This is a genomic window from Acetomicrobium hydrogeniformans ATCC BAA-1850 (assembly GCF_000160455.2).
GTDB classification, from domain to species: Bacteria; Synergistota; Synergistia; order Synergistales; family Acetomicrobiaceae; genus Acetomicrobium; species Acetomicrobium thermoterrenum.
In genome coordinates, this window is sequence record NZ_ACJX03000001.1 from 1,591,498 (window position 1) to 1,617,253 (window position 25,756).

Sequence of the window (25,756 nt, forward strand, 5' to 3'; positions counted from 1 at the left end):
GCAGGTCCTTGTTGAGTGTGGTAAATTGCTCTTTGCTCTATAATTATGAATGTAGAAAATGGAGGGATTTTAGATGAAAAAGGATATACATCCAAAATACGATGTTTGCAAAGTAAGTTGTGCCTGCGGCAATACCTTTGAGACGAGGTCCACTAAATCGGAAATCCGCGTATCGGTTTGCAGCAATTGTCACCCCTTTTACACCGGAAAGAGGGGCTTTCTGGTGACAGAAGCAGGACAGCTCGAAAAGTTCCGCAAGAAATATGCAGGAACGGATTACGTACAGTCGAACGATGGAGAGTAGCGTAAGGGTTAAACTGCTTACCTTCACGCCCACGCCCGACGATGTTGTCGCTGCAGCAGCGAGACTTTGTTACAGTCCGTCCACGGCCGAAGATTTAGTGGTTGAATTTAGAGAGGGAAAGAGGCAGAGCGGTCTTTTTATCAGGAAGTTGATAAATTCTGGTCATCTTTCACCGCTTGAACATGCCTCTTTTACCTTTGCCGTCGACGGCATCAGCAGGGCTTGCTCGCATCAGCTAGTGCGTCATCGCATAGCAAGTTACAGTCAGCAAAGTCAAAGATATGTCTCGATGGATGAAGCAAGGTATATCCTTCCGGATTCCGTGAAAGTTGATGCTCGGGCACTATCGATTTTCAAAGAAGCTATTCGCTATGCCCATGAAGCCTACAAATCCTTGGTAGAGTCGGGTATTCCTCTGGAGGATGCGCGGTATCTCCTGCCCAATGCTTGGGAGACGAGGATAGTTGTCACTATGAACGCCAGGGAATTGCATCATTTCTTCAGTCTCAGGCTGTGTAAGAGAGCTCAATGGGAGATACGCAGGCTTGCGAAGTTGATGTTGACAGAGGTCAGAGGGGTCGCAGGGGGGATATTCGACATCGCCGGTCCGAGTTGCATTACAAAGGGCAAGTGCGAGGAGGTCAATCCCTGCGGAGAACCATATGGCAGTATGGAAGAATTGCTAAATTAAGAGAGGCTCTTCCCTTCAAGGGGAGGTGATGATATAGGTGGATAATTTGAACGAAAAATTGGATGATTTGGAACGGAAATACCAAGAGTTGGAGACGAAGTTAAGCGATCCCGATGTCATCTCCAATCCGGCAATGTTACAGCGCCTGGCGAAGGAACATTCTGAAATGTCAAAGGTCGTGGAAAAATACAGGGAGTACAGACAAGCTCAAAAGAGGTTGGAAGAGGCGCTCGCCTTGACCGAAGAGGATGACGAAGACCTGAGAGAGCTCGCCAGAGAAGAGGCAAATCAGCTCAAAGATACCGTAGAAGAGCTCGAAAAGGAGCTGGCCCTTCTTCTCTTGCCCAAGGATCCGAACGACGAAAGAAGCGTGATTGTGGAGATAAGAGCCGGTGCCGGAGGCGAGGAGGCAGCCCTTTTTGCAGCCGATCTTTACAGGATGTATGTACGTTATGCCGAACGAAAGGGGTGGAAAGTAGAACTTTTGACGGCCAACGAGACTGGCATTGGCGGCTATAAAGAAATTGTCTTCAGGGTCGAAGGGCAAGGTGCGTATAGCGTATTGAAGTATGAAAGCGGAGTCCATCGCGTCCAACGCGTCCCCGTTACGGAAGCAAGTGGGCGTATACACACTTCCACTGCCACTGTTGCTGTATTGCCCGAGCCCGATGAGGTCGACGTGGAGATTCGTCCGGATGACCTTAAGATAGATACCTTCAGAGCCAGCGGAGCAGGTGGGCAATATGTGAACATGACCGATTCGGCCGTAAGGATAACCCATATCCCTACGGGCATCGTAGTTACCTGCCAGGACGAAAGATCGCAGCTTAAGAACAGGGCCAAGGCGATGCAACTGTTGAGGGCAAAATTATACGACGTGGAGATTCGCCGACAGCAGGAGGAAATGGCATCGGAGCGCAGGGGTCAAATAGGCAGCGGTGACCGTTCCGAAAGGATTCGCACCTATAACTTTCCGCAAAATCGCGTCACCGATCACAGGATTGGTTTGACTCTTTACAACCTGGACGAAATTTTGGATGGCGATTTGGATGAGTTGTTATACGCGCTGGCCACGGCCGACCAAATGGAAAAATTAAAGCTCTTGGGAGCGTAGGACCTGTTGATTCTCTCTCAAGCAAGGGAGTATGTGATTGACAGATTAAAACAAGCGGGTATTTCCGGGCCGTCGATAGAGAGCGATTTGCTATTATGTAAGGTGTTGGGCTGCGATAGATCGTGGTTGATAGCCCATAAAGAACGGCCAATATTCGACTACGAATTGCAATATTTAAATGCTCTCTTGGAAAGAAGATGCAATAAGGAGCCTTTGGCTTATATATTTAACGAAGCTCAATTTTACGGCAGAAATTTTTATGTCGGCGAGGGCGTTTTGGTGCCCAGGCCAGAAACGGAATCGTTGGTCGAGATCGTCCTTTCGTTGGTGGATGAAGGGATTGTAGTCGACTGGGGAACAGGAAGCGGATGTATCGTGATTTCGCTGTTGCTTGAAAACCCAAAGTTTAGAGGGATAGCGTTGGACGTAAACCCAAAGGCACTGTATTGGGCATGGAAAAACGTCGACAAATACGACTTGTTCGACCGATTGATCTTGTGGCATGAGAGCGGGAAATTGCCGGCTCAATTCGCAAAATCGGGTGTCGATGCCGTAGTGAGCAATCCCCCTTACATACCGACGAATCTCGTTGACACTTTAATGTCTGAAGTTAAATGTTTCGAGCCGATTTCGGCCCTCGATGGAGGCAATGACGGGACGTTGTGGTACCGTTTTCTTTTTGAAAAGGCGTCTTTGTGGTTGAAAGAAGGGGGCTGGCTTATCGTAGAAACCGGCGGTTGGAAGGAGAAGGAGATCCTGTCTTTGGCGCCGGACCGCTTTAGCCTCTGTGAGATGAAGAAATTAAGCGGAGGGGTCTGCGTTATAGCCTGGAGGCTTAGCGGTAAAAAATCTTTTTAGCGCAGATTGGATAAATTAGGGAGGTGTTGTCGTGGAGAAGCGCGAATTGGTGATCGTTGGCGGGGGGCCCGCCGGACTTACTGCTGCCATATACGGCAGAAGGGCAGGGCTTGACGTGTTAGTCCTTGAAAAGGGAATGGCAGGAGGTCAGATCACAATTACTGCCGAGATAGAGAATTGGCCGGGGATACCCATGATAAGCGGAGAAGAGCTGGCCAGGGCTTTCAGGGAGCATGCGGAGAAATTCTCTCCCGAATTCAGGGAGGCCGAAGTCAAGAAAGTATCCATAGAGGCCGGCAAAAAAGTCGTCGCAACCGACAAGGGGGATATAGAGGCCGAAGCAGTTATAATAGCCACAGGCGCCAGCTTCAGAAAGCTCGGGTGTCCCGGCGAGGCGGAATTCACCGGAAGAGGTGTCAGCTACTGTGCCGTATGCGATGGTGCCTTTTTCGAGGATCAGGTTATCGCAGTGGTCGGAGGAGGCAATACTGCCGTAGAAGAGGCAGACTATCTGACCCGATTTGCCTCTAAGGTGTACATAATACATCGTCGTGATTCCTTCCGTGCCGATAGAGCCGTCGTAGAAAAGGCCATGGCTAACCCGAAAATAGAGCCTGTATGGAACTCGGTCGTAGAAAAAATAAAGGGAACGGATATGGTCGAGGGCATCGTATTGAAAAATGTCAAGACGGGGGAGACGAGCGAACTGCCGGTTGCCGGTGTATTCGTCTTCGTTGGGATGAATCCGAACAGCGATTTTGTGAAAGGCCTGGTAGAGACCAAGGACGGCGGATGGATCGTAACCAATGAAATGCTGGAGACCTCCGTGGAGGGAATATTTGCCGCCGGCGACGTTCGCGATAAGTTCCTCAGGCAGGTAGTAACAGCTGCAGGTGACGGGGCCACAGCAGCAATGGCTGCATATTCCTACATTTCAGAGCAGCTTCACCTGCAGAAAGTATTGTTTGAGCCTGAAAGGGTTGTCTCTCTGTTTTATTCAAGCATAGATCAGGAGCAGATAAAGCTGGCCAATGAAGTTGAGAAAAAATACGCCAAAAAAGTTTTGCTCATAGACGGTTATAAAAATAAAAGGATGTGCGAAAAACTTGGCATAGTCGACCTGCCGCAGGTCGTAGTATTAAACAAGGGCTCTTTGGTTAAATCTAAAGCGATAAATGACGCTCAAGCGATAGAGGGGTTGCTTTAGCTTCTCTACCCTAATGTGCCGGGCCTATCTTTGCAGGTGGGCCCTTTATTTTTAATTTTATTGAAGAAGGGGGAGAGGTTTTGGACAAAACAATCGTCACCGTTACCATGAATCCTGCTGTAGATATTCAATACGTCGTTCCCGATTTCAGACCCGGAAGATGGTTCAGGGCTTCCGAGGTGGACAGGTCAGCCGGAGGAAAGGGTATAAATGTATCAATAATATTGCAGCAGTTGGGATACGAAAGCGCAGCGATGGGGTTTCTGGCCGGCTTTTCTGGAGAATATATAAGGGATACATTGAGGCGCTTGAAACTGACCACAAACTTCGTAAACGTAATAGGCGAATCCAGAACGGACGTGTATATCGTCGATGAAGTTGGACATATCGAGACAGGTGTGGCAGAGGCAGGACCTTATATCTCTGACGAGGCATTGCATAGATTCATGAAAAATTTCGACCGCATACTTAGTCGTGCCCGTTTGGTTTATTTGGGAGGATCCCTCCCTCCCGGAGTTCCTCAGGATGCTTACAAGGACCTGATCCTGCGTTGCAAGGAAGCGAAGGTACCTGTATTTGTGGATGCTTTCGGTCCGGCCTTGACTGCTGCTTTAGAGGGTGTGCCTAGGGTCGTTAAATTCGATCACCGATTTTTGTTTTCCACCCTCGGCTACCCTATGGGCGACCTTGACGATGTGCTTGAATTGGTATCCAAAATACACGACAGTGGCGTGGAGTGGTCAGTTACAACCTATCGAGCCGTAGGCAATATTTTTTATACGCCCGAGGGAATCTATTTGGTAGACATAGAGAGGGAAGAGAAGGAGCAGATGGTGTCCCTTCTTGCGATAGGCGATGCCCTTATGGCGGGATTAATGGTGGCCCTTTTGGAAAACATGGATGTAGAAAAAGCAATTCGTTTTGCCCAGGCATGCAGTCTAGAGGATACCCTTCACGTCAAAAAGGGAATTCGAGGCAGAGATATGGTGGAGTCGCTGATGCCAAAGATATTGGTCGAAAAGCTCGATTAAAGAGGTGTTTCTCATGTTGGTTGGCGATCTTATGGATAGGGATTTGACGTCGCTTGGAGAGGACGCTACATTAATGGAAGCGATAGAGGTCTTGTCAAGGCACAGAATTCCAGGACTTCCTATTGTAGATGCCGAGGGACGCGTGGTCGGTTTTTTAAGCGAAAAGGATATAGTTAGGGCTGCTTTGCCAGGTTATATCGACTTGCTGGAAGATCCCTCTTACGTTCCTGACATGGGACAATTCAAGGTAAGAATGAAAAGAGCCAGCATGGATTCGGTTGGAAGGCATATGACTAAGGAAGTCGTGTGCCTTAGTACGAATGACAGCGATTTTCATGCAGCCTTGATCATGATAAAGAAAAACTTAAAACGTGCTCCCGTCGTTAAAGAAGGCATTTTGGTCGGGGTCGTGAACAGAGCAGATATTATTGAGCACTTAATGAGCGAGTGAGCCATGCCTAAAATATTATTCGTATGTTCCGGCAACACCTGCAGAAGTCCCATGGCGGAGGCCTTGATGAAAAAGGCCTTAGATATGAGAGGTATAGAGGGGTGGCAGGTGTCGTCGGCAGGCCTTATGGCCATGCCGGGCAATTCTGCGAGCGAGAACGCAAAGAGAGCTCTTATGGAAGATTTCGGTATCGACATCGGGAGCCACCGCTCAAAGCCCGTAGACCTTTCCCTCATGGCCGATCATGATTATGTAATTGCCTTGACTTTGAGGCATCTTCAATGGCTTGCGTCTAAGTACGGCCAATATAAAAATAAAATTTATTTCATAGGGTCTTTTGTCTCAAGGGATGTCGATAATGCAGTAAAAGAATACCTGTCGGCGACTGACCCATATTCTACATATTACATGAGATTATACGAGGACAAAATCAGATCCTATGAAGTTGAGGACCCTTACGGTCGCGAAATAGGTGAATACAAAAGGGTTGCTCGGCAGCTGTGGGATTATTGTTGCAAAATTGCGGATCTCATAGAAAAACACCTCTTACCCCCAAGACCTTAGAAGGCAGTATTAATTTTAATAGGCAAAATGGCCGATTACAATCTATAGGGGGTGCTGGAGAATGTTGCCGAGCGGGAACGAAGCGCAAATAACTTATAGGGTAAACCAGATTCAAACTGCCAGCAGAGAACAACTGCTTCTAATTACTTATGATATAGGCATAGGTGCGATTAAAGTTGCTAAAGAGGCGCTCAGAGATGGAAATAACGAAGTTGCAAACAGGGAGTTGCAGAGGGCACAGGCGGTCATAAGGGAACTTATGAGCGCACTCGATGTGAGTGCGGGAGAATGGGCGACGGCATTGATGAGTCTCTATGAATTTATGTATGAACAACTGGTTAAAGCTAACGTGGAAAAGGACCCCAACATCATGGACAGCGTAAGGTCTATGCTCGAGGAATTGCGTGCCCTTTGGCAGGAGGCTATGGAAAAAAGCCGCGTAGAAAGCCTCGCCCAAGGCGAAGCGCGTCGTGGCGAAGTCAGACCGCAAGGGGGTCTTGATTTTGCAGGTTAACGTTGACGATATACTGGATTTGGCAAAAAAAGAGAAGGGGCTTTACGAAAATTTGCTGGCCCTGGTGGAAGAGGAGATGAAATACGCTCGCGAAGGAAACGCCTCAGCCCTTATGGATGTCCTGAGAAGAAAACAAGAAATTATATCCCGCCAGGAGATATTGTTGGAGAGGTGGGAAGAGCTGGCATCTGCAATGGGCGTTAAGTCTTCAAGAGAAACGGTAGAGTTTTGGGATATCTTGTCGTCGAAGTTGGGCGAAAAAGGTTACCAGGAGGTTATAGGAGCCGTTATAGAGATCAGGGAAAAAGCTGCCGAGACATTGCGGAAGGAGACGGAAGTTCAGAAGGAACTTGAAGCCCATTTGGAGAAATTGAGGTCAAATTTGTTAAAATTAAACGACGGGATGCGTGCCTTTAAGGCTTATACCAAATAAACCTAATTGTTTTTAGTCGGGAAGTGATCAGAGTCTGAAAAAACTTATCTCAGTTTTATGTCTCATATTGGTAATGATCGTTCCTGCTGATGTATGGGCTCAGGAAAGCGCTTCAAACGATAACTCCAAAGAAATTTCCTTAGGTCGTAAAGTAGCAGAGGAAGTCGAAAAAAACTGGGAAAGGGTAACCGATCCTTCTGTAACTGCAAGGCTAAACATGATATTTGCTAACTTTAAGCCCCATTTAGAACGTGACTTGCCCTATGAGATCAGGGCGATAAAAGATGACGTTTCCAATGCTTTTTCGCTTCCGGGCGGAATAATTTATTTCACCACGGGTATGATCGAATTGGCCGAAAGCGATGCCGAAATAGCGGGAGTCATGGCCCATGAGCTTGCCCATACCGAGAAAAGACATGTGATGATTCAAGTTGCCAGAAATCAGAAGCTCTCTCTATTGAGCCTCGGGATCATAGTTGCTACAGGAGGGCAGGCAGCAGCACTTCTGCTGACTAACGTTGCTCAAGTGGCGATAATGAATTCCTACAGCAGAGATCTGGAGGAAGAGGCCGATATGCTTGGATTAGAGCTTTTGATCAAGGCAGGTTATCACCCGTCGGCGATGATCACATTGCTTGAGCGTCTTGCCGAGGAAGAACTCAAAAGGCCTTATTTCGACCCCGGAATATATCAGAGCCATCCGAAGCTGAAGGACAGGATATCCTATTTAAAGCAAGCGATCAAATCAAAGGGATTCACCCTAAATCGCAAGGTAGTTTTGGGTTTGTTGAACGTAATGATAGAAGAAGGCCCGGAGTTATATATGTTGAGAATAGACGATGTCGAAATTTTGGAGTTGGAAAAGAGTCCAAAGTCATTGAGCCTGCTGGAGGAAATAAAAGACAGGCTCGACAGATCATTAAAGCTTGAACTGGAACCCTATGAGGTCAAAGTCGTGGATATAGATGGGGTTCCGTCTCTTTGCGTCGGACCGGAGAAAATTTTAGGCCAGCCGGATCTTCCCGCAAAAGGCCCATCCCTCGAAAAGATGCGGGACAGCATTCTTATGGCTCTGGAAAGGGCTAGGCAGAAACATACCTTTACCAATTTCGTCCGCTGAGACACGCCCTCGACCTTTTGTTGTAAAATGAAGTAAGATTTGAGGATGACAAGGAGGCCTCTCAATGTACATTTCCCTTTACAGAAAATATCGGCCCGGTCGTTTTAGCGATGTGGTCGGCCAGGAAGGTATTGTCAAAATCCTGAGGAACTCCTTAAGGTCGAAAAAAATTGGGCATGCCTTTTTGTTCTCCGGGCCCAGGGGTTGCGGCAAGACGACTGTGGCCAGGATTGTTGCTAAAGCGCTCAATTGTCCCGATGCTTGGGAAGGGGAACCTTGCGACTGTTGCGAGGTTTGCAAAACAATATCAAGGGGAGAATCCCTGGACGTAATAGAAATAGACGGAGCTTCCAACAGAGGAATCGAGGAAATACGAAATCTGAAGTCGCAGATAGGTCTTGCATCCTTCTCGTTGTCTTATAAAGTATACATAATAGATGAAGTTCACATGTTGACCGATGCTGCTTTCAACGCTCTTTTAAAAACCCTTGAGGAGCCGCCGCAGAGAGTGGTTTTCATCTTGGCCACGACGGCGCCGGAAAAGGTCCCGCTTACCATAAGGTCTCGCTGTCTTCGTTTTTATTTCAACCGACTTTCCTCTGTCGATATCGTAAACAGACTGCGTCGCGTAGCACAGGAGGAGAGCTTTGATTACGAGGAAGAGGCCCTCTGGGAGCTGGCAAGACAGGCCGACGGGTCGTTGCGCGATGCTTTGACTTTGCTTGAACAGGCACTCTCGCTGGAAGAAAAAGCCCTGACTTTAAATTCCGTTGTTCTCCTTTTTGGGGGCAGCAGAAGCACTTTGGAGGATATGGTAAAGTTGATGGCCCTTGATCCGTCAAAGGGCTATGCAAAAATGAGGGAGATTTTGAAAAGGGGTTTAACGGCCGAAAGGCTTTTTGAAATAGCCTTCTCTATCTTCAGGGACATGTGGGCCTATAAGGCCTTAGGGGATGAAGTCGTTGAAGAGTTGGAACTGTCCGAAAAGGAAAAGCGGTTTTTGGAGGAGGAGACTTCTTCCTGGGACACTTCAAATCTCTTTTCGGCAATGGAGTTGTGCGCTGATTTAAGCTTAAAGGCAAAGTTGGGCGTAAAAGATGACATCCTTGCGAGCATGTTCTTTGCGCGAACGAAAAAAATGGAGCAAGCCGTCATTTCCCTTCGCAACGATGTTCAAGAGCATGTGAAAGAACCGGAGATTGCGACAACTGAAAGCAGCAGGGATGAGGTCGATGTTCAAACAGTAAACGTTCAATGGCAAAAAATTATGAATCAATTAATTGAGGAAGCTCTTCCCATTTATTGCGCATTGATTTCTTCCAAGGTCGAGCGGGGCGAGGGAGAGGTTGTTATAGAAGTATCAGAGGAGCGAGCCTTCGATTATAATATTCTGAAGTTACACCGAAATAGAGTATATCTTTATGATTTAATATCAAGGCATATGGGCGAAATTTCGGAAATAGTCGTAAAGAGCGGAAAGGAAGAAATAAGATACTCCAAAAGGGTGCCCGATGCGGAGGATATCGCCGAAAAAGGTCAAATAGAACTTCTTCAACCCGAAGAAGACGAGGAAAAAGTCGAAGCCAAAAGGGACGAACCTCTTTCGGCCCGTGCATATAATGTTAAAGAAGATGATGCGGTTCTTAAACATATAGCTATGTTTCTTAACGGCGATGTGTTGATGTATAAGAGGATTGAAGAAGATCTAGACGAAGATGGAGGCGTTGATATTGAATAATAAATTCGTTCATCTACATGTTCACACAGAATACAGCCTCTTAGACGGCGCCATAAAAATAAAAGACCTGGTCTCCAGGGCTAAGGAATGGGATATGGGAGCCGTGGCGGTGACTGATCACGGTGTGATGTTTGGCGCCATAGAATTCTATTACGAGTGCATGAAGCAAGGTGTCAAGCCGATCATGGGGTGTGAAGTTTACGTAGATCCAAAGGGGCATACCAGACGCGAAGGGCAGGGAGGGAACTACCATCTCCTGCTCTTGGCAGAAAACGAAGAAGGTTACAGGAACCTCGTAAAGCTGGTTTCCATAGCCAACGTGGAGGGATTTTACTATAAACCGCGGGTCGATTATGACTTGCTGTCGAAATATTCCAAGGGGTTGATCGCATCTTCGGCATGTCTTGCCGGAGAGGTTCCCTCTTTGATCTTGAGCGGCAGATACGACGAGGCGAAGGAAAAAGCCCTGCTTTATCGCGATATATTTGGCGAGGGGAATTTTTACCTAGAGATTATGTCCAACGGTCTGTCGGAGCAGGCGGTAGCCAACAAGCACGTAATAGAGCTCGCCAGAAAGGCTAACATTCCTCTTCTTGCCACCAATGATGCTCATTATTTGGAAAGCTACGATGCAGACTGGCATGAAATATTGCTCTGCGTCCAGACCAACTCCACCGTCAATTCCAAGAACAGGTTTCAGTTCGGATCCAAGGAATTTTACCTGCGTTCACCCGTGGAAATGTGGAAGATATTTGGCGATGAGCTGTCGGATGCCCTGCATAACACTGTCGATATATCGGAAAGATGCAATGTCAAGCTTGAATTCGGCCAATACATGCTTCCCGAGTACAAAGTTCCCGAAGGCGAGACGCTGGAAAGCTATTTGGCCCTGAAGGCCCAAGAGGGATTGGCCAGGAGGTTCGGCGGTAGGGAAATACCGCAAGAGTACATAAAACGAATGGAATATGAGTTGGGCGTTATTAAACAAATGGGGTTTGCCGGATACTTTCTGATAGTCCAGGATTTCATAAATGCAGCCAAAGAAAGGGGTATACCTGTGGGGCCGGGCAGAGGGTCCGCTGCCGGTTCTTTGGTGGCCTATGCCTTGAGAATAACTGAGATCGATCCTATTACATACAATCTGCTTTTCGAACGTTTTTTGAATCCCGAAAGGATAAGCATGCCCGATATTGATACGGACATTTCCGATAAGCGGCGTGATGAAGTGATCGATTACGTGGTGGAAAAGTACGGTAGAGATAAAGTAGCCCAGATAATAACTTTCGATAGGATGAAAAGCAGGGCGGCCGTGCGGGACGTAGGTAGAGCTTTGGATATGCCCTATCCTGATGTGGACAAAGTGGCCAAGTTGATACCCTTCAATGTCTCCTCTATAGAGGAAGCGTTAGAGTTATCCCACGAATTGAAGGCGTTATATGACGGCAACAGAGAGGTCAAACAGTTGTTGGATTACGCAAGTCACATCGAGGGTATCGCCCGCCATTGCTCACAGCATGCCGCCGGGGTGGTCATATCGCCCGAACCTCTGGTTAATATCGTTCCTTTGAAAGCCATCAACGGTACCCAAATAGTGACGCAGTATCCCATGGAGCCCCTTGAAAAACTTGGGTTGGTAAAGATGGACTTTTTGGGCTTGAGAACTCTCTCCATGATAGAAGAGACTTTGAAGAATATAGCGAAAAACGGCAAAAAGGTCCCCGATCTGACACAACTGCCCATGGACGACAGAGCAACCTTCGAGATGTTGCAGAGGGGCGATACCATGGGCGTCTTCCAGCTTGAATCTTCCGGGATGAGACAGCTTCTCAAAAAACTTTGCCCCGATTCGTTCCAGGATATCATCGCAGTTCTGGCCCTTTATAGACCCGGACCCTTGGGCAGCGGAATGGTGGATCAGTATATCGAAAGGAAGCACGGGAGATCCCCCATAAGCTATCCCCATCCTGCGTTGGAAGAGGCCCTGAAAGAAACGTACGGAATTATTTTATATCAGGAGCAGGTTATGCAGATTGCCGCTAGATTAGCGGGTTATACCCTGGGGCAAGCCGATATACTGCGTAGGGCAATGGGAAAGAAAAAGGTCGAAGAGATGGAAGAACAAAGACAGGTATTTGTCAAAGGCTGCCTTGAAAATGCCGTAAGTGCAGAACAGGCCAACGAAATATTTGATTTGATACAATATTTTGCCGGGTATGGTTTCAATAAGTCTCACAGCGCTGCCTATGCGATGATAAGCTATCAAACGGCGTACCTTAAAGCTCACTACCCCGTTGAATTTTTGGCCGCCTTTCTTTCAAGTCACATAGGCGCAAAAAAAGAAATCCTTGCTCGTTACGTTAGGGAAGTAAGGAGTGACGGCATTGAAGTCCTTCCTCCCGATGTGAACGAATCCGAAGCCGGTTTTACGGCCGTGGGCGATGTTGTAAGATTTGGGTTGACCGCCGTCGCCAAGGCCGGCTCCGGGGCCGTGGAGGCCATACTGAAGGCGAGAAAGGAAGGAGGCCCCTATAAATCTTTGTGGGATTTCGTTTCGAGGATAGATCTGAGGGCGGTGAACAAATCAGTTATAGAGAGCCTTATAGGTGTGGGTGCCTTCGATGGATTGCACAGCAATCGCCGCCAGATACTGGAATCCCTTCCCGTGTTACTGGAGGCGCGTGCCCGCTTAGACGAGGATAAGTTTCAGCAGCGCCTCTTCAGTCTCGATGGGAACGATTCTTTAGATGTAGAGCCGGCGTTGGTGGATATCGAGGACTTCGAGTTTCACGAGAAGCTCGAGCTTGAGAAAGATGCTGTGGGACTCTATATTTCGGGGCATCCCTTCGAGGCCTACGAAGAAAGGGTACGAAAATATGCATATTGTACCCCTTCCGAACTCATCCATTGGTGTTCTCCTCAGGCGAAACCCTTGGTCGGAGGCATCGTAACAGATGTAGCCGAGAAATATACCAAAAAGGGCGATCTCATGGGGATTGTGGGAGTAGAAGACCTGGATGCCAAGCTGGAAGTGGTGTGCTTTCCAAGAATGTGGGGTAAAGTAAAGGCCTTTTGTCAGGCGGGCACCGTAATTTTGGTGTCGGGGCGTCTCGAGGAAAGAGGAGGGGGGTTGACCATGATCGCCGAGGACGTTGTTCCTTTAGAAGTTGCCGAGAGAGAAAAAGGTCAAATTTTTAGGCTTCGCATTCCCTACCACCTTTGCGACGAGACGATCCTAAGAAATTTGATCAGAACTTGCAAGAGCTATCCCGGGAAAGACCAAGTTCTTGTGGAGGTCTATAACGACCGATTTTCGGCCTTCATCTTATTGAACGATACCCGTGTAACCGTAAGCGAAGAGCTTAAGGGAAAAATAGAGGGTATGATGGGAAGTTTCTTGGAGATCGCCGTTTAACCCGTACAGGGATTTGATTTTGATGATCAAGAGATTGCATTTTATTTGCAAGCATATATTTGCACCTGATAAATTTGCATTTATGGAGTGATGAGTATGAGAAAGGTTAAAATTGTATGTACTTTAGGTCCCGCCTGTGGCGATCGCGAAGTCCTCAAGCTGCTCGCCCAAGAGGGCATGGATGTGGCGAGATTGAACTTCAGTCACGGCACGTACGAACAACATGCTAAAAGTTTGGGAAACATAAGGAGCATAGAAAAAGAACTGGGGCGTCCAATAGCGACAATGCTCGATACCAAAGGTCCGGAGATCAGGACAGGCTCTCTTGCTAACCGCGGAACGGTCATCCTTCATGAAGGAAATGTCTTTGTGTTGACGCCCGAATCCGTCGAAGGAGATGAGTCCGGGGTATCCATAAGTCATACAAAGCTTTTCGAGGACGTTAAACCGGGGATGAATATTTTTATAGACGATGGCACTATTGCTTTAAAAGTGGAAGACATTAGAGGTCATGATATCGTCTGTCGCGTGGTTGTTGGCGGAGAGTTGGGCGAACATAAGGGGATTAATGTCCCCGATGCCAATCTCTCAGTGCCGGCATTGACGGAAAAGGACATTGAAGACATAAAGTGGGGTCTTGAACATGACATGGAATACATAGCCGTCTCCTTTGTCCGCACGAGAGATGAGATCATTAGCGTAAGGCGCGTGGTAGAAGAGCTGGATGGCGATATCAAGATCATCGCCAAGATAGAAACAAAACAAGCTGTAATGAATCTGGACGATATCATTTCCGTGGTTGACGGTATGATGGTTGCCCGAGGGGATTTGGGGGTTGAAATGCAAACCGAGGAGGTCCCGCTGGTTCAGAAAAGGATTATTGACCTTTGCAGATATCACGGCAAACCTGTAATAGTGGCGACGCAAATGCTTGATTCCATGATAAGGAATCCGAGGCCTACGAGGGCGGAAGCCAGCGACGTGGCGAACGCAGTTCTCGATGGTACAGATGCGGTTATGTTGTCTGGTGAGACAGCAAAGGGCAAATATCCCGTTCTGGCGGTGCGGACGATGAGAAATATTGTGGAGAGGGTAGAGAAGGAGTATCGTATGTGGCAAAGGCCTGCGACGATCCCCATAAAGGCCAGGGGCGTGCCCGATGCCGTGAGCCATGCAGCAGTTTCAATAGCTGAGGAGATGAACGTAGGGGCTATACTCTCTCTCACCAGCAGCGGGAGCACGGCAAGAATGGTGAGCAAGTACAGGCCTCTTCCTCCCATTATCGCAGCCACGCCAAAGGTCAAGACCTGTCGCGAGCTCTCCCTTGTGTGGGGGGTAATTCCGATGATTCAGCCCCAGATATCTACCACTGATGAAGCAGTAGAAAGGGCTTTGGCTTCGGCCAAGGAAAGGAATCTTCTGAAAGAAGGGGAATTAGCCGTAGTGACGGCAGGCGTTCCCATGGGCATTCCCGGAACGACGAACATGATAGAAGTTCGTCCGGTCAGCAAAATTTTGGTCAAGGGCTTGTCTTTGATCAAAAAAGTAGTTTCGGGAGTCGTTTGCAAAGCCCTTGATCCCGATACGGCCATTGCAACGATGAAGGACGGTTATATTTTAGTAGTGCGGCAGACTGACAAGGCATATGTACCGGCCATGAAAAAGGCTCAGGCTATCATCGCGGAGGAGGGCGGCCTCACCAGCCATGCAGCAATAGTTGCCCTAGAATTGGGCATTCCCTGCATTGTCAGCGCCGCTGGGGCGACCAACATTTTAGAAAATGGCATGGTTATAACGGTAGATGGCTCGCGAGGTGTAGTATATCAGGGGAATGTAAAACTTCATTAATAGGATATTGCAATAGCAGATAGGAGTAGCGATGTGGATGTAGGGTTTGATGATAGAAGAAATTGCGATGAATTTTGCCCGGGACATCGCTCCGGCTTTCGCAGAAAGGCCTTTTCCTCCGATTGGAGGAGCATGGAAAAGGAGATGGCAAGACATTATGGAGACAGAGTAAGGGTCTCCTCTCTGTTTAAAAGCGCCGTGTTGGTGCCTCTGTTGACTGTAGCGGGAAGGCCGTCTCTTTTACTGGTCGAAAAAAGGGATGACCTTCCCAAACACGGAGGGCAAATTGCCTTTCCCGGCGGTAAGATGGAGCCCTACGATAAAGGGCCCGTCGAGACAGCACTACGTGAATTTGAGGAAGAGACAGGTTTGCCCTCTAGCGAAATTAGCGTAGTTGACATGTTAGATCCCGAGCTTACTCACACGACGGGTTTTGTGATAGTTCCCGTCGTAGGTTTTTTGAAAAATATTGATAATTTAAAAAAGGTTAAAGTAGATTCCAATGAAATCAAAAGGATCATTATCTTCTTTTTGGATGACCCGAATGGTTGTAAGTTTGAGTTAGAGACCTTTGCTCTGAGCGAGGGATTTTCCCTTCTATATCCTATTTACCGTCTCAAAAGCGGAGTAAGGATATGGGGTGCGACGGCACGTATTTTGCTTAAGATAATGGTCAATTCAGGCGTATATTTTAGAGGAGCATTGGAGCGTAGATGGCTTTGATAGGAGCTCATATATCCGTTCGCGGTGGCCTCTCGAAGGCCATAGACAGAGGAAAAAGCCTCTCATGCGAGGCAATACAGATATTCACTAAAAATCAATTGCAGTGGAAATCATCTCCCATAAAATTGGAAGAAAGTATGGCCTTTTACAAAAAGTGGCAAGAGAGCGACATCAAAGCAATAGTAGCCCACGGGTCTTATTTGATCAATTTGGCTTCGGAGGGAGATCTGAGAGTTAAGAGCATATGCGCTGCCGTAGAGGAGTTGAAGAGGTGCAACGAACTGGGGATATCCTCTTTAGTATTGCACCCCGGTTCTCATGGGGGCGCAGGTGTTGACGTGGGAATCGAAAGGGTGGCACAGGCCCTCAAGGAGGTATTAGAAAGGACCGAGGAGCTTAAGACAAGAGTGCTTCTTGAAACCACTGCAGGCGAAGGTTTTTCCCTTGGTGGGGATCTGGCTCATTTTGGCGAAATCTTGGAGTTGTTGGATGGCCACTTTAGAATAGGTCTTTGTCTCGATACGTGTCATCTATTTGCCAGCGGTTACGAGCTTTCCTCTATGGAGGGTTATGAACGCCTAATCTTAATGGTTGGCAAGTACGTCGGTCTTGAAAGGGTTGGATGTTGGCATTTAAACGACAGTCGCTTTGAGAGAGGAAGCAGAAAAGACAGGCATGCTCATATAGGAGATGGCAATATTGGCATTGATGCTTTCGCAAATATACTTACCGATCGGCGTTGGGAGAGGGTGCCATGTCTCTTGGAGACCCCTAAGGAAGGCCGCGGCGACGAGGGTAATTTGGCTTTATTGAGGAAACTGAGGGGACATTGATTATCGAAAGGAAGACGATCATGGGGAGTAATCCCAAACTTAGGATAGGGCTCGAAAAAATCCGGGATAACGCTTCGAAAGTGGTAGAACTTTGCAAAAAAACCGGCATCAGGGCGGGCGGCGTTACAAAGGGGCTTTGCGGAAATCTAAAGGTAGCCGAGGCGATGGTCGACGGAGGATGTTCCTTTTTGGCCGACAGTCGCGTAAAAAATATCGCAAATCTCAAAAGAGAAGGCATGAATGTCCCTTGTATGCTTTTGCGCCTGCCGATGCCAAGCGAAACAGATGCTGTGGTGACTTGGGCCGATGTAAGCTTGGTTTCCATGGGTGAGACGATCTTACTCTTAGATGAAGCCTGTAAAATTAAAAATAAGTTTCATGAAGTGGTAGTCATGGTTGACGTCGGCGATCTGCGCGAGGGTATATGGCCATCTGATGTCGAAATAGAAACGATCGCCAGTGCTTTGAAGAAGTGTAAAAGGGTTCACTGCCTTGGAGTTGGAACTAATGTCGGATGTTATGGCGGCGTTTTACCCTCCCGCGAAAATATGGGCAGGTTGGTCGAGGTTGGTCGTAAACTCGAGGACCTGCTTGACTACAAGTTGGCGGTCTACTCGGGGGGAAGCAGCTCCTCTTTGGCGTTGATAGAAAAGAGAGAGATGCCTCGGGAAATAAATCAGCTGAGAATAGGAGAAGCTATTTTGCTTGGTACTGACGTAACGGGCGGAAGGAAAATTCCCTATCTGAACCAGGATACCATGTTTCTAGAGGCCGAAGTAATAGAGGTCAGGCGAAAGCCGAGTGTGCCTGTAGGCGAAATAGGAGCAGATGCCTTCGGCAATGTGCCTTTTTTTGAGGACAGGGGGGTGCGTCTTAGGGCTGTTTTAGCCTTGGGCAAGCAAGACGTCAGGCTTGAAGGAATCAAACCTCTTCAAAAAGGCATCCACATCCTCGGTGCGTCGAGCGATCATATGATATTAGACGTCGAAGAGTGTGACGAAAAAATTTCCCCGGGAAGCGTTCTGGCTTTCAGGGTAGATTATGGGGCGATGCTGGCAGTTGCTACGTCGCCCTATGTGGAAGTGGTGGCGGAAGCAGAATGATCAAATTTCTGTCCTTGCGCGATATTTTAGATATACTCATTATTGCCTTTCTCATATATCGCATCCTTTTGTTGCTGATGGATACAAGGGCCATGCAGCTTGTAAAGGGGCTGTTGCTCTTGGCCTTAGTCAGTGTATTTGCCAGGACTTTGCGCTTTGAAGCTTTGTCGTGGATATTAGGAAAGTTTTTAGGCGTTTTGTTTATAGCCATTCCCATTGTATTTCAACCTGAACTGCGACGGATGCTCGAGGAAATAGGCAAAGGAAGCCTGTGGAGACGGGCCATATCCAGGGAGAAAGCGCAGTCTTTGGCGGATGAGGTTTTAAGGGCCCTACTGTATCTCCAATCTCAAAAAATAGGGGCTTTGATAGTTCTTCAGAGGAGCACGGGACTCAAAGACGTGTGGCAATCTGCGGTAAAACTGGACGCTGAAATTTCTCAAGAGGTGTTGGTATCCATTTTTTGGCCGGGCAATCCCCTCCATGACGGTGCTGTCATCCTGGACAGGGAACGGGTGATTGCGGCTTCATGTTTTTTACCCCTGAGCGATAATCCGGATATTTCAAGATGGCTTGGTACGAGGCATAGGGCAGCCTTAGGAATAACGGAGGTATCGGATGCCATATCTCTGGTGGTTTCGGAAGAGAGGGGAGAGGTTTCCTTTGCAATACGCGGTCACCTCTCCAGAGGTCTTAAAGAAAACCAATTGCGTCAGTTGCTCCTTCACTACTTCCTTTCCGAAAGCGAACCCACATCGCTGTGGGAGAGGATCCGTGAGGCCTTTGCTTCATTTCGTTCTGGAGGTGTAAAAGATGATGAAATGGATCGATAATCTGTTTTCCTCCAGGACATTTTTGAAGGTATTTTCCTTGGTACTCGCCTTTTTTCTGTGGTTTTATGTCACGGGAGACAGTAATACCGATGTGGTAAGATCTTACAGACTGGCTTTGCAGCTTCGAAATGTCCCTAGCGGGGTTACGATCCAACTTCCCAGCAGGGAAGTCGAGGTTCAAGTGGCTGCCAACAGGTTTTTGGCATCGAACATTATTCCCGAAAAGGACATAGTTTGTTATGTCGACCTTCAGGGATTGGAGCCGGGGCGACATACCCTCCCAGTAAAGATATCTTTGTCAACGGGATTGCAATTGATAACAGTAAATCCCTCAACGGTGGATCTCAGATTGGAAAAGAGTGCGGAAAGGGCGATCCCTGTTACGCCGGAATTGCCTCAGCTGCCCGACGGATATGCTTTACGAAGCGTTATCGTGTCTCCCTCCCAAGTGATCGTACGGGGTACAGAAAGCGATGTGAAAAGGATAACGGGTGCAGTCGTCGTTCCCTCTCTTGCCGATCTGCTTGCCAACGAAAAGATAAGTCTTAAGGTGATGCTTGAGCCTCAATCGCAGGAATGGTCGAGCGTAACAGTGATCCCTGACAGGGTTGATTTTCAGGCTGAGGTCGATATCGTAAAGATAAAAAAAGAAGTTCCCATCTTTGTTCCCATTGAAGGGGAGCCTCATCCCGATTATATCGTTACGTCCATTCTGACTACTCCCGGGAACGTGATATTGGAAGGGTCGAAAGTGACACTTAACGGGATCAGTTCCATCACTACAAAGTCTCTGAATATAAGCGGAATAAAAGAAGACATGGAAGCGCAACTTCCCATTTCAGTCCCGAAAGGGATCAATGTATTGGGAGATAAAAGCGTAACCGTGAAGGTAACATTAAAGCAAAGGATTGCTACTATGAAATACGAAAATTTGGAGATAGAGATAAGGGGCAGAGGTATATATAGAAATTGGAAGATAGATCCCACTAAAGTGGATGTGATCATTGAGGGGCCCCCGTCCATTGTTTCTTCCCTTGAAGGCAAGGAGCCCGCAATAGTAGCCTATGTAGATATTACGAATATAGTGTCCAGGAGATTGTCCATACCCGTAAACGTGGAAGTAAAGGTTAAAGGGATCAGCGTCGAGAAGGTCGATCCTGACAGGGTTACCTTTACGGTTTTGGATTAGACTGATAACTGTAAGGCATTACAATTCATGATAAATATGGGAGTGAACGTCCAATGGGCAAGAAAATACGATGCTTATTCGGAACAGATGGAGTAAGAGACGTGGCGAATAAGGGAGTCATGATCCCCGAAATGGTGCTGCGTTTGGCCAGAGCCTATGCCCTATTTTTGGCCGAAAGGGGGATACCCAAACCCACAATTGCCATAGGAACCGATACCAGATTATCATGCCAAATGCTGCAATCCGCACTGGAGGCAGGGTTCATGTCTGCTGGCGCTGATGTGCTGCTTTTAGGCGTTATCCCCACGGCCGGGGTCAGTTTTGCAGTTAGGCAATACGAGTTGGCGGGCGGTGCTGTCATCAGCGCTTCGCATAATCCTGCCGAGTATAACGGGGTTAAATTCTTCGATAAAAGGGGCGTAAAGCTGAGCGATGACGACGAAGCGGCCATAGAAGAGTACCTTGGGGACTCCATGTTGGACGAGTGGAGGCCAACGGGGGCATCGATTGGTGTCTCCATTGAGGCCGAGGACTCTATAGGTGATTACGTAAAATACATGTTGGCAAAGGTCGACAGTTTTTCTCTGTCCGAATACAAAATGGTGATCGATTGTGCGAATGGAGCAATGATAAAATCGGCAAAAGATGTATTTGAAGCTCTGAAGCCAAAAAAAGCGGTTTTTTTGGGCGATAAACCGGATGGTCTCAACATCAACGAGGGCGTCGGCGTGATGTTTATCGAGACATGCCAAGAGGCTGTTTTGAAAGAGGGGGCGGATTTTGGAGTTGCCTTCGACGGTGATGGCGACAGGGTCTTGTTCGTCGACAAAAAAGGTCGCCTGATAAACGGAGATTTGATTCTATGGGTGCTGGCCAGGTGGCTTAAGAAAAAAGGAGCGCTGGGTAGCGGTGTGGTTGCTACAGTGATGAGCAACATGGCATTGGAAGAGCATTTAAACAAAGAAGGCATTCCTCTATTTCGATGTCCCGTAGGCGACCGCTACGTCTATGAAACTATGCAAAAGACCAATTCCTTGCTCGGAGGGGAGCAATCGGGTCATATAATTATTAAAGATTATGTCCAAACGGGCGATGGGTTGTGCACCTCCTTGATGTTCCTTCGAGCCTGCGATGAACTCGGACTTCCCATCAGCGAGTTGAACGATGAATTTTCTCCATACCCTCAGCTTTTACAAAACGTCAGGGTGAGCAGTAAAGACAAAATATTATCTCATCCGGCTTTTTTGGAACTTCTCAGAGAGTACGAAAGAAAAATAGAGGGCCGGGGAAGGCTGTTTGTCAGGCTTTCCGGGACTGAGCCCATGGTGCGAATTTTATTGGAGGGGAAGGGTCTCGATTTGGGTTCTTTAGCTAAAGAGCTGGTTTCGCAAATTCACAAGATAGATAAAGAGCTTGATGAGGTTATTTGACATTTTACTTAAGTATAAAGGAGGTATGTCAATGTCTGGCGTTCGAAAGTGCATCTTCCCCGTGGCCGGTCTCGGAACTCGTTTTTTGCCTGTTACCAAGGAAATACCGAAAGAAATGTTGCCTTTAATCGATAGACCCATTATTCATTACGGTGTGGATGAGGCTGTAGCATCGGGATGTAGTCAAATTATATTTATAACCGGAAGAGGCAAGAGGGCACTAGAGGATTATTTCGACAGATCCTACGAATTGGAACAACTTTTGAAGGAACGTAACAAGGAAGATTTGTACCGTTTAATCACGTCTATAAGCACCCTTGCGGACTTTGCCTATGTAAGACAGCCTGAACCCCTTGGATTGGGGCATGCTATACTCTGTGCCGAACCCTTTTGCAACGAACCCTTCGGGGTTATTTTGACTGATGATGTCATGATCTCCGATAAACCGGTCCTTAAACAGCTCATCGATGTGCGGGAGAAATTTGGAGGCTCGGTGATCGCACTTGAAAGAGTGCCTCACGAAGAAACGGAAAGGTACGGCATTGTAGATGCTACCCCCTATTCGGACAACGTTTATCGGATAAATGACTTGGTTGAAAAGCCGAAGAAAGAAAAGGCACCAAGCGATTTTGCCATAATGGGAAGGTATGTTCTGTCTCCGTCTATTTTTTCCCATATAAGGAATATAAGTATGGGCGAAGGCGGCGAATATCAACTCACCGATGCCTTGAAAAGCTTGGCACAGGAGGAGCCAATCTGGGGAGTTGTTTACGAAGGAGAGCGTCTCGATTGCGGGACCAAGGTTTCCTGGTTCAGATCGACCATAAGAAGGGGACTTCAAGATCCCGAACTGAAAGACGTTGCCTTAGAAATATTAAGAGATGAAAATATCATTAAATGAATTTGAAAAATGAATTTGAATTATAACTGTAGCGGGCTTCTTGTAAAATGATCGCGATAAGAGCAAGTAGCCCGCTGTTCGGTGGACTGTTAACCCGAGCGGTTCGATCGTTTAGTCAGTATGTAGATATACATCGCTAAAGGTATCAGAGGGGCTATAGCTATATAAAATGGCGCAATAGCCAGCAATACCAAGAAGCTTAACACCATTATCATGGCAAAACTCGACCAAAAGAGGCCTTGCAGTAAAGAGGATTCTCTGCGTTGGTTCAATATACCCAAGACCGAAGACAAAACTACCAGCGCAATTATTAGGAAGCACAAAATTTTTAGATTACCTGTTATTGCATTCTGGACATAATCCATATAGATAGACCTGTAAGCTTTGGGTTCTGTATTCGCTCAAATTTTTGAGTTTGTCCACTTCCTCCTGTTCCATCTCGATGTCTTCCAGTCGGCCGCATTTTTGGCAGAAGAAGTGAGCGTGAGCTGCCCACGTTGGGTCAAAATGGGTTTTTTTCTCGTCGATGGTAAGTATTTGCAGGTAGCCCATTTCTTCCAAGAGCTGCACGGTACTGTATATGGTAGCAAAGGATATGGTCGGATAGTCTTTTTTAAGTTCTTTGTAAAGCTGTTCTGCCGTTGGATGATCCTTGCGCCCGCACAGCCTTTCCACGATTGCCTTTCTCTGACCTGTCAATTTATACCCCCTTGTTTTTAACTTATCCAAAATTTCATCGACATTCCACATGTTTTGATACCCCTCCAATCTGTAATTTAATTTATAACTATTTAAAGGTAAATTTTCAAGAGGGACCGTTCAAAAAGTTTAAAAAATAGGATTTCCTTTGCCCGATTGATCTGGACAAGGAGGCAACGTTTCATGTATAATTCATTTTGCTTTACGATGGGGTGTAGCCAAGCCGGCAAGGCAGCGGACTTTGGATCCGCCATTCGCAGGTTCGAATCCTGCCACCCCAGCCATAAATATGGTATATAAATGGGGGGAGAAAGACTCCCCCCACTTTGTTGCATTGGGAGGCTAGAAGATATGAATTTTACTTGGGGAGCTTTAATTCTTGCCGCCGGCAAGGGCACAAGAATGAAAAGCGTTACCGCGAAAGTGATGCAACCCATTTTGAACGAGCCCATGCTTTTATATCCTCTAAATGCTTTAAAGGGGTGTCAGCAAGTTGCTACTGCAGTAGTAGTAGGATATGGAAAAGAAGAAGTAATAGCTTATCTCAAAAGAGATTGGCCCCATATCGCTACGATCGAGCAAAAGCAGCAAAAAGGTACAGGAGATGCGGTTAAGGTTAGTTCTTCTTTCTGGGAAAATTACGACAATTTATTGGTCCTGCCCGGCGATGTTCCCCTTATTACCAGCGATACCATCGACTTGTTGATGAGACGGCATTTGGAGAAAGGTTCGGCGTTGAGCTTTATCAGTTTTCAGGCGTCCAATGCGGTTGGATACGGTAGGGTCGTTAGAGCCGGCGGCGTTGTTCGAATCGTCGAAGAAAAAGATGCAACCAAAGAAGAATTGAAGATCTCTGAGGTCAACAGCGGCGTCTATGCCTTTTCAACAGATGCCCTTAAACGTCATATTAAAAGTTTGGAATGTAAAAATGCACAGGGAGAGTACTATTTAACTGATCTGGTGGAAATCTTTCAGAGTGCTGGGGAACGTGTTGAAGTGGTGCTCGGAGAGAGAGAAGAAGAGTTTTTGGGAGTCAACGATCCCTTTCAATTGGCACGAACAACCGCTTTGCTAAGGGAATCGATACTTGCTCGGTGGATGGAAAGGGGTGTCAAATGCGTTGATCCCTCAACTGTTTGGATTGGTCCTAACGTACTATTTGAAGGAGAAGCTTTTATTTCTCCAAATGTCCAGATATATGGCAGGACCGTCGTTGGAGATCGTTGCAACATAGGCAGTTTCTCGATAATAAGGGATTGCAGGCTTGAAAGTCAGGTTCACATAAACTCCCACGTGATAATTGAAAATTCTTCAATCGGACGTGAAGCTGTCGTAGGTCCCTTTGCCTATTTAAGGGACGGAGCGGAATTGATGGCACAAGCCTTTGCAGGGAAATTCGTCGAAATAAAGAAGTCAAAAATAGGGGCGAGGAGCAAAGTTCCTCATTTATCGTACATAGGAGATGCTATTATTGGAGAAGACACCAACATCGGTGCCGGCACTATAACATGTAATTACGACGGAATTAAAAAACATCCGACGAAAATAGGCGATCGCTGTTTCGTCGGCAGTGATACGATGTTGGTCGCGCCAGTCGAGCTCGATGACGATGTCACTACAGGAGCCGGTTCCGTAATTACCGATAATGTCCCCAAAGGAGCCTTAGCCTTGGCAAGAGCGCGGCAGCGGAACATATTGGGGTGGAAACGGAAAAAATAAGGCATCAACTACTAATAATAAAGGTGGGGGTCGGTCTTTATGGTCTTTAAGGATAGGGAGCTCAAAATTTTTGCGGGGCAATCTCATCCGGACTTTGCCAGGAAGGTGTGCGAAAACCTCCATATATCTTTGGCGGCTTCCAAGATTTATAGGTTTTCCGACGGCGAAATAGGCATATCTATAGAGGAAAGCGTTCGAGGCGCCGATGTGTATGTTATACAATCGACATGCTACCCCTCGAACGAAAACTTGATGGAGTTGTTGATATTTTTGGATGCCCTGAGAAGGGCATCTGCTTATCAGATCAACGTAGTGGTTCCTTACTTTGGTTATGCAAGGCAGGATAGAAAGACACGAGGCAGGGAGCCGATCACAGCAAAGTTGATAGCGAATTTGCTGGAGAAAGCCGGAGCCGACAGGGTAGTATCGGCAGATCTTCATGCCGGACAAATTCAGGGCTTTTTCGACATTCCCGTAGACCATCTCACGGCCGTTCCGTTGCTGGCATCCTATTTCCAGGAGAAGCTGAAGGATGAAATAGAGGCGGGGAAAGCAGTTGTCGTATCGCCCGATATAGGCGGAGTGGTGAGAGCGCGGCGTTTTACAGAGCCCTTGCATACTGATCTTGCCATTGTTGACAAGAGGAGATCCTATGACATAGCCAATCATTGCGAAGTGATGGAGATAATAGGACACGTCGACGGCAAAGTGGCCATCTTGGTGGACGATATGATAGATACCGGCGGCACTATTGTAAAAGCAGCTGAGGCATTGATGGAAAGGGGAGCAAAAAAGGTCTTTGCGGCTGCAACCCATGCCGTTTTGTCCGGCCCGGCCATAGAGAGGCTCATGGATTCGCCAATAGAAGAAGTGGTTTTAACCGATACCATCCCGTTGTCCAAAGAAAAGACATTGGATAAAATCACTGTGTTGTCCATTGCTCCACTTTTTGCTGAGGCTATAAGCAGGATACATTCAAATGATTCGGTGAGCATACTCTTTCGATAGGCTATAATGTTTTAAAATACGGGCAATATTGGC

General features: G+C 47.2%; 24 protein-coding genes and 1 tRNA gene. 24 read left to right on the forward strand and 1 reads right to left on the reverse strand.

What is annotated here, in order from left to right; genetic code table 11:
- The first annotated feature begins 73 nt into the window (after window positions 1–73).
- From rpmE to galU, 21 genes are all read left to right on the forward strand, one after another.
- Complete coding sequence (gene rpmE / locus HMPREF1705_RS07935; RefSeq protein ID WP_057940882.1) at window positions 74–304, forward strand: 50S ribosomal protein L31; 231 nt, start codon at window positions 74–76, stop codon at window positions 302–304.
- Complete coding sequence (gene thyX / locus HMPREF1705_RS07940) at window positions 294–995, forward strand: FAD-dependent thymidylate synthase (protein ID WP_234945352.1); 702 nt, start codon at window positions 294–296, stop codon at window positions 993–995. Before rpmE ends, thyX begins: the two co-directional genes overlap by 11 nt.
- 37 nt (window positions 996–1,032) lie before the next feature.
- The gene (prfA, locus tag HMPREF1705_RS07945) at window positions 1,033–2,109 is read left to right on the forward strand and encodes a peptide chain release factor 1 (protein WP_057940884.1); all 1,077 of its coding nucleotides are present in this window, start codon (window positions 1,033–1,035) and stop codon (window positions 2,107–2,109) included.
- 6 nt (window positions 2,110–2,115) lie between these two features.
- Complete coding sequence (prmC, locus tag HMPREF1705_RS07950; protein ID WP_057940885.1) at window positions 2,116–2,967, forward strand: peptide chain release factor N(5)-glutamine methyltransferase; 852 nt, start codon at window positions 2,116–2,118, stop codon at window positions 2,965–2,967.
- A 31-nt stretch (window positions 2,968–2,998) separates the two neighbouring features.
- Window positions 2,999–4,174 carry a thioredoxin-disulfide reductase gene (trxB, locus tag HMPREF1705_RS07955; RefSeq protein WP_057940886.1) on the forward strand — a complete coding sequence of 392 codons (1,176 nt, stop codon included), beginning with the start codon at window positions 2,999–3,001 and terminating at the stop codon, window positions 4,172–4,174.
- An 80-nt stretch (window positions 4,175–4,254) separates the two neighbouring features.
- Complete coding sequence (locus HMPREF1705_RS07960; RefSeq protein ID WP_262349451.1) at window positions 4,255–5,205, forward strand: 1-phosphofructokinase family hexose kinase; 951 nt, start codon at window positions 4,255–4,257, stop codon at window positions 5,203–5,205.
- Window positions 5,206–5,218: 13 nt separating this feature from the next.
- Complete coding sequence (locus HMPREF1705_RS07965) at window positions 5,219–5,656, forward strand: CBS domain-containing protein (protein WP_009201314.1); 438 nt, start codon at window positions 5,219–5,221, stop codon at window positions 5,654–5,656.
- A 3-nt stretch (window positions 5,657–5,659) separates the two neighbouring features.
- Window positions 5,660–6,220: an arsenate reductase/protein-tyrosine-phosphatase family protein gene (locus HMPREF1705_RS07970; protein WP_071804909.1), complete on the forward strand. Its 561-nt coding sequence runs from the start codon at window positions 5,660–5,662 to the stop codon at window positions 6,218–6,220.
- A gap of 61 nt (window positions 6,221–6,281) precedes the next feature.
- The gene (gene fliS / locus HMPREF1705_RS07975; protein ID WP_057940887.1) at window positions 6,282–6,734 is read left to right on the forward strand and encodes a flagellar export chaperone FliS; all 453 of its coding nucleotides are present in this window, start codon (window positions 6,282–6,284) and stop codon (window positions 6,732–6,734) included.
- Entirely contained in the window at window positions 6,724–7,167 is a 444-nt protein-coding gene (locus tag HMPREF1705_RS07980; protein WP_057940888.1) for a flagellar biosynthesis protein FlgN, read from the forward strand. Before fliS ends, HMPREF1705_RS07980 begins: the two co-directional genes overlap by 11 nt.
- Window positions 7,168–7,240: 73 nt before the next feature.
- Entirely contained in the window at window positions 7,241–8,287 is a 1,047-nt protein-coding gene (locus tag HMPREF1705_RS07985) for a M48 family metalloprotease (protein WP_057941028.1), read from the forward strand.
- A gap of 64 nt (window positions 8,288–8,351) precedes the next feature.
- On the forward strand, window positions 8,352–10,025 hold the full coding sequence (gene dnaX, locus HMPREF1705_RS07990; protein WP_057940889.1) for a DNA polymerase III subunit gamma/tau: 1,674 nt from the start codon (window positions 8,352–8,354) through the stop codon (window positions 10,023–10,025).
- Window positions 10,003–13,437 carry a DNA polymerase III subunit alpha gene (locus HMPREF1705_RS07995; RefSeq protein ID WP_111089597.1) on the forward strand — a complete coding sequence of 1,145 codons (3,435 nt, stop codon included), beginning with the start codon at window positions 10,003–10,005 and terminating at the stop codon, window positions 13,435–13,437. Before dnaX ends, HMPREF1705_RS07995 begins: the two co-directional genes overlap by 23 nt.
- Window positions 13,438–13,533: 96 nt before the next feature.
- Window positions 13,534–15,285: a pyruvate kinase gene (gene pyk / locus HMPREF1705_RS08000; RefSeq protein WP_057940891.1), complete on the forward strand. Its 1,752-nt coding sequence runs from the start codon at window positions 13,534–13,536 to the stop codon at window positions 15,283–15,285.
- A 33-nt stretch (window positions 15,286–15,318) separates the two neighbouring features.
- Complete coding sequence (locus HMPREF1705_RS08005) at window positions 15,319–16,008, forward strand: NUDIX hydrolase (protein ID WP_242603570.1); 690 nt, start codon at window positions 15,319–15,321, stop codon at window positions 16,006–16,008.
- Window positions 15,999–16,841, forward strand: a complete 843-nt coding sequence (locus tag HMPREF1705_RS08010; RefSeq protein ID WP_009201305.1) for a deoxyribonuclease IV — start codon at window positions 15,999–16,001, stop codon at window positions 16,839–16,841. Before HMPREF1705_RS08005 ends, HMPREF1705_RS08010 begins: the two co-directional genes overlap by 10 nt.
- A complete protein-coding gene (locus tag HMPREF1705_RS08015; protein WP_009201304.1) occupies window positions 16,838–17,944 on the forward strand; it encodes an alanine/ornithine racemase family PLP-dependent enzyme in 1,107 nt (368 codons plus the stop codon). The genes HMPREF1705_RS08010 and HMPREF1705_RS08015 overlap by 4 nt, the downstream gene beginning before the upstream one ends.
- Complete coding sequence (gene cdaA, locus HMPREF1705_RS08020) at window positions 17,941–18,777, forward strand: diadenylate cyclase CdaA (protein ID WP_009201303.1); 837 nt, start codon at window positions 17,941–17,943, stop codon at window positions 18,775–18,777. Before HMPREF1705_RS08015 ends, cdaA begins: the two co-directional genes overlap by 4 nt.
- A complete protein-coding gene (locus HMPREF1705_RS08025; RefSeq protein ID WP_009201302.1) occupies window positions 18,758–19,966 on the forward strand; it encodes a CdaR family protein in 1,209 nt (402 codons plus the stop codon). Before cdaA ends, HMPREF1705_RS08025 begins: the two co-directional genes overlap by 20 nt.
- 53 nt (window positions 19,967–20,019) lie before the next feature.
- Window positions 20,020–21,396: a phosphoglucosamine mutase gene (glmM, locus tag HMPREF1705_RS08030; RefSeq protein WP_009201301.1), complete on the forward strand. Its 1,377-nt coding sequence runs from the start codon at window positions 20,020–20,022 to the stop codon at window positions 21,394–21,396.
- 31 nt (window positions 21,397–21,427) lie between these two features.
- The gene (gene galU / locus HMPREF1705_RS08035) at window positions 21,428–22,297 is read left to right on the forward strand and encodes a UTP--glucose-1-phosphate uridylyltransferase GalU (protein WP_057940892.1); all 870 of its coding nucleotides are present in this window, start codon (window positions 21,428–21,430) and stop codon (window positions 22,295–22,297) included.
- Between the two features lie 333 nt (window positions 22,298–22,630).
- Here the strand turns inward: galU and HMPREF1705_RS08040 are convergent, their stop codons facing one another.
- Entirely contained in the window at window positions 22,631–23,047 is a 417-nt protein-coding gene (locus HMPREF1705_RS08040) for a Fur family transcriptional regulator (RefSeq protein WP_009201299.1), read from the reverse strand.
- A 157-nt stretch (window positions 23,048–23,204) separates the two neighbouring features.
- Between HMPREF1705_RS08040 and HMPREF1705_RS08045 the strand changes: the two genes are divergently transcribed.
- The 3 genes from HMPREF1705_RS08045 to HMPREF1705_RS08055 all read left to right on the forward strand — a co-directional run bounded on the left by HMPREF1705_RS08045 (window position 23,205) and on the right by HMPREF1705_RS08055 (window position 25,723).
- Window positions 23,205–23,280: transfer RNA gene (locus HMPREF1705_RS08045), tRNA-Gln, on the forward strand.
- Window positions 23,281–23,347: 67 nt separating this feature from the next.
- A complete protein-coding gene (gene glmU / locus HMPREF1705_RS08050) occupies window positions 23,348–24,715 on the forward strand; it encodes a bifunctional UDP-N-acetylglucosamine diphosphorylase/glucosamine-1-phosphate N-acetyltransferase GlmU (RefSeq protein WP_009201298.1) in 1,368 nt (455 codons plus the stop codon).
- Window positions 24,716–24,754: 39 nt separating this feature from the next.
- On the forward strand, window positions 24,755–25,723 hold the full coding sequence (locus HMPREF1705_RS08055) for a ribose-phosphate diphosphokinase (protein ID WP_057940893.1): 969 nt from the start codon (window positions 24,755–24,757) through the stop codon (window positions 25,721–25,723).
- Window positions 25,724–25,756: the final 33 nt, after the last annotated feature.

Excerpts from the sequence above, each read along its gene's own strand:
- rpmE (WP_057940882.1), top strand. The coding sequence starts at position 74 with ATGAAAAAGGATATACATCCAAAATACGATGTTTGCAAAGTAAGTTGT.
- thyX (WP_234945352.1), top strand. The coding sequence starts at position 294 with ATGGAGAGTAGCGTAAGGGTTAAACTGCTTACCTTCACGCCCACGCCC.
- HMPREF1705_RS07965 (WP_009201314.1), top strand. The coding sequence starts at position 5,219 with ATGTTGGTTGGCGATCTTATGGATAGGGATTTGACGTCGCTTGGAGAG.
- HMPREF1705_RS07970 (WP_071804909.1), top strand. The coding sequence starts at position 5,660 with ATGCCTAAAATATTATTCGTATGTTCCGGCAACACCTGCAGAAGTCCC.
- fliS (WP_057940887.1), top strand. The coding sequence starts at position 6,282 with ATGTTGCCGAGCGGGAACGAAGCGCAAATAACTTATAGGGTAAACCAG.
- HMPREF1705_RS07985 (WP_057941028.1), top strand. The coding sequence starts at position 7,241 with ATGATCGTTCCTGCTGATGTATGGGCTCAGGAAAGCGCTTCAAACGAT.
- dnaX (WP_057940889.1), top strand. The coding sequence starts at position 8,352 with ATGTACATTTCCCTTTACAGAAAATATCGGCCCGGTCGTTTTAGCGAT.
- HMPREF1705_RS07995 (WP_111089597.1), top strand. The coding sequence starts at position 10,003 with ATGGAGGCGTTGATATTGAATAATAAATTCGTTCATCTACATGTTCAC.
- pyk (WP_057940891.1), top strand. The coding sequence starts at position 13,534 with ATGAGAAAGGTTAAAATTGTATGTACTTTAGGTCCCGCCTGTGGCGAT.
- HMPREF1705_RS08010 (WP_009201305.1), top strand. The coding sequence starts at position 15,999 with ATGGCTTTGATAGGAGCTCATATATCCGTTCGCGGTGGCCTCTCGAAG.
- cdaA (WP_009201303.1), top strand. The coding sequence starts at position 17,941 with ATGATCAAATTTCTGTCCTTGCGCGATATTTTAGATATACTCATTATT.
- HMPREF1705_RS08025 (WP_009201302.1), top strand. The coding sequence starts at position 18,758 with ATGATGAAATGGATCGATAATCTGTTTTCCTCCAGGACATTTTTGAAG.
- glmM (WP_009201301.1), top strand. The coding sequence starts at position 20,020 with ATGGGCAAGAAAATACGATGCTTATTCGGAACAGATGGAGTAAGAGAC.
- galU (WP_057940892.1), top strand. The coding sequence starts at position 21,428 with ATGTCTGGCGTTCGAAAGTGCATCTTCCCCGTGGCCGGTCTCGGAACT.
- HMPREF1705_RS08040 (WP_009201299.1), bottom strand. The coding sequence starts at position 23,047 with ATGTGGAATGTCGATGAAATTTTGGATAAGTTAAAAACAAGGGGGTAT.
- glmU (WP_009201298.1), top strand. The coding sequence starts at position 23,348 with ATGAATTTTACTTGGGGAGCTTTAATTCTTGCCGCCGGCAAGGGCACA.
- HMPREF1705_RS08055 (WP_057940893.1), top strand. The coding sequence starts at position 24,755 with ATGGTCTTTAAGGATAGGGAGCTCAAAATTTTTGCGGGGCAATCTCAT.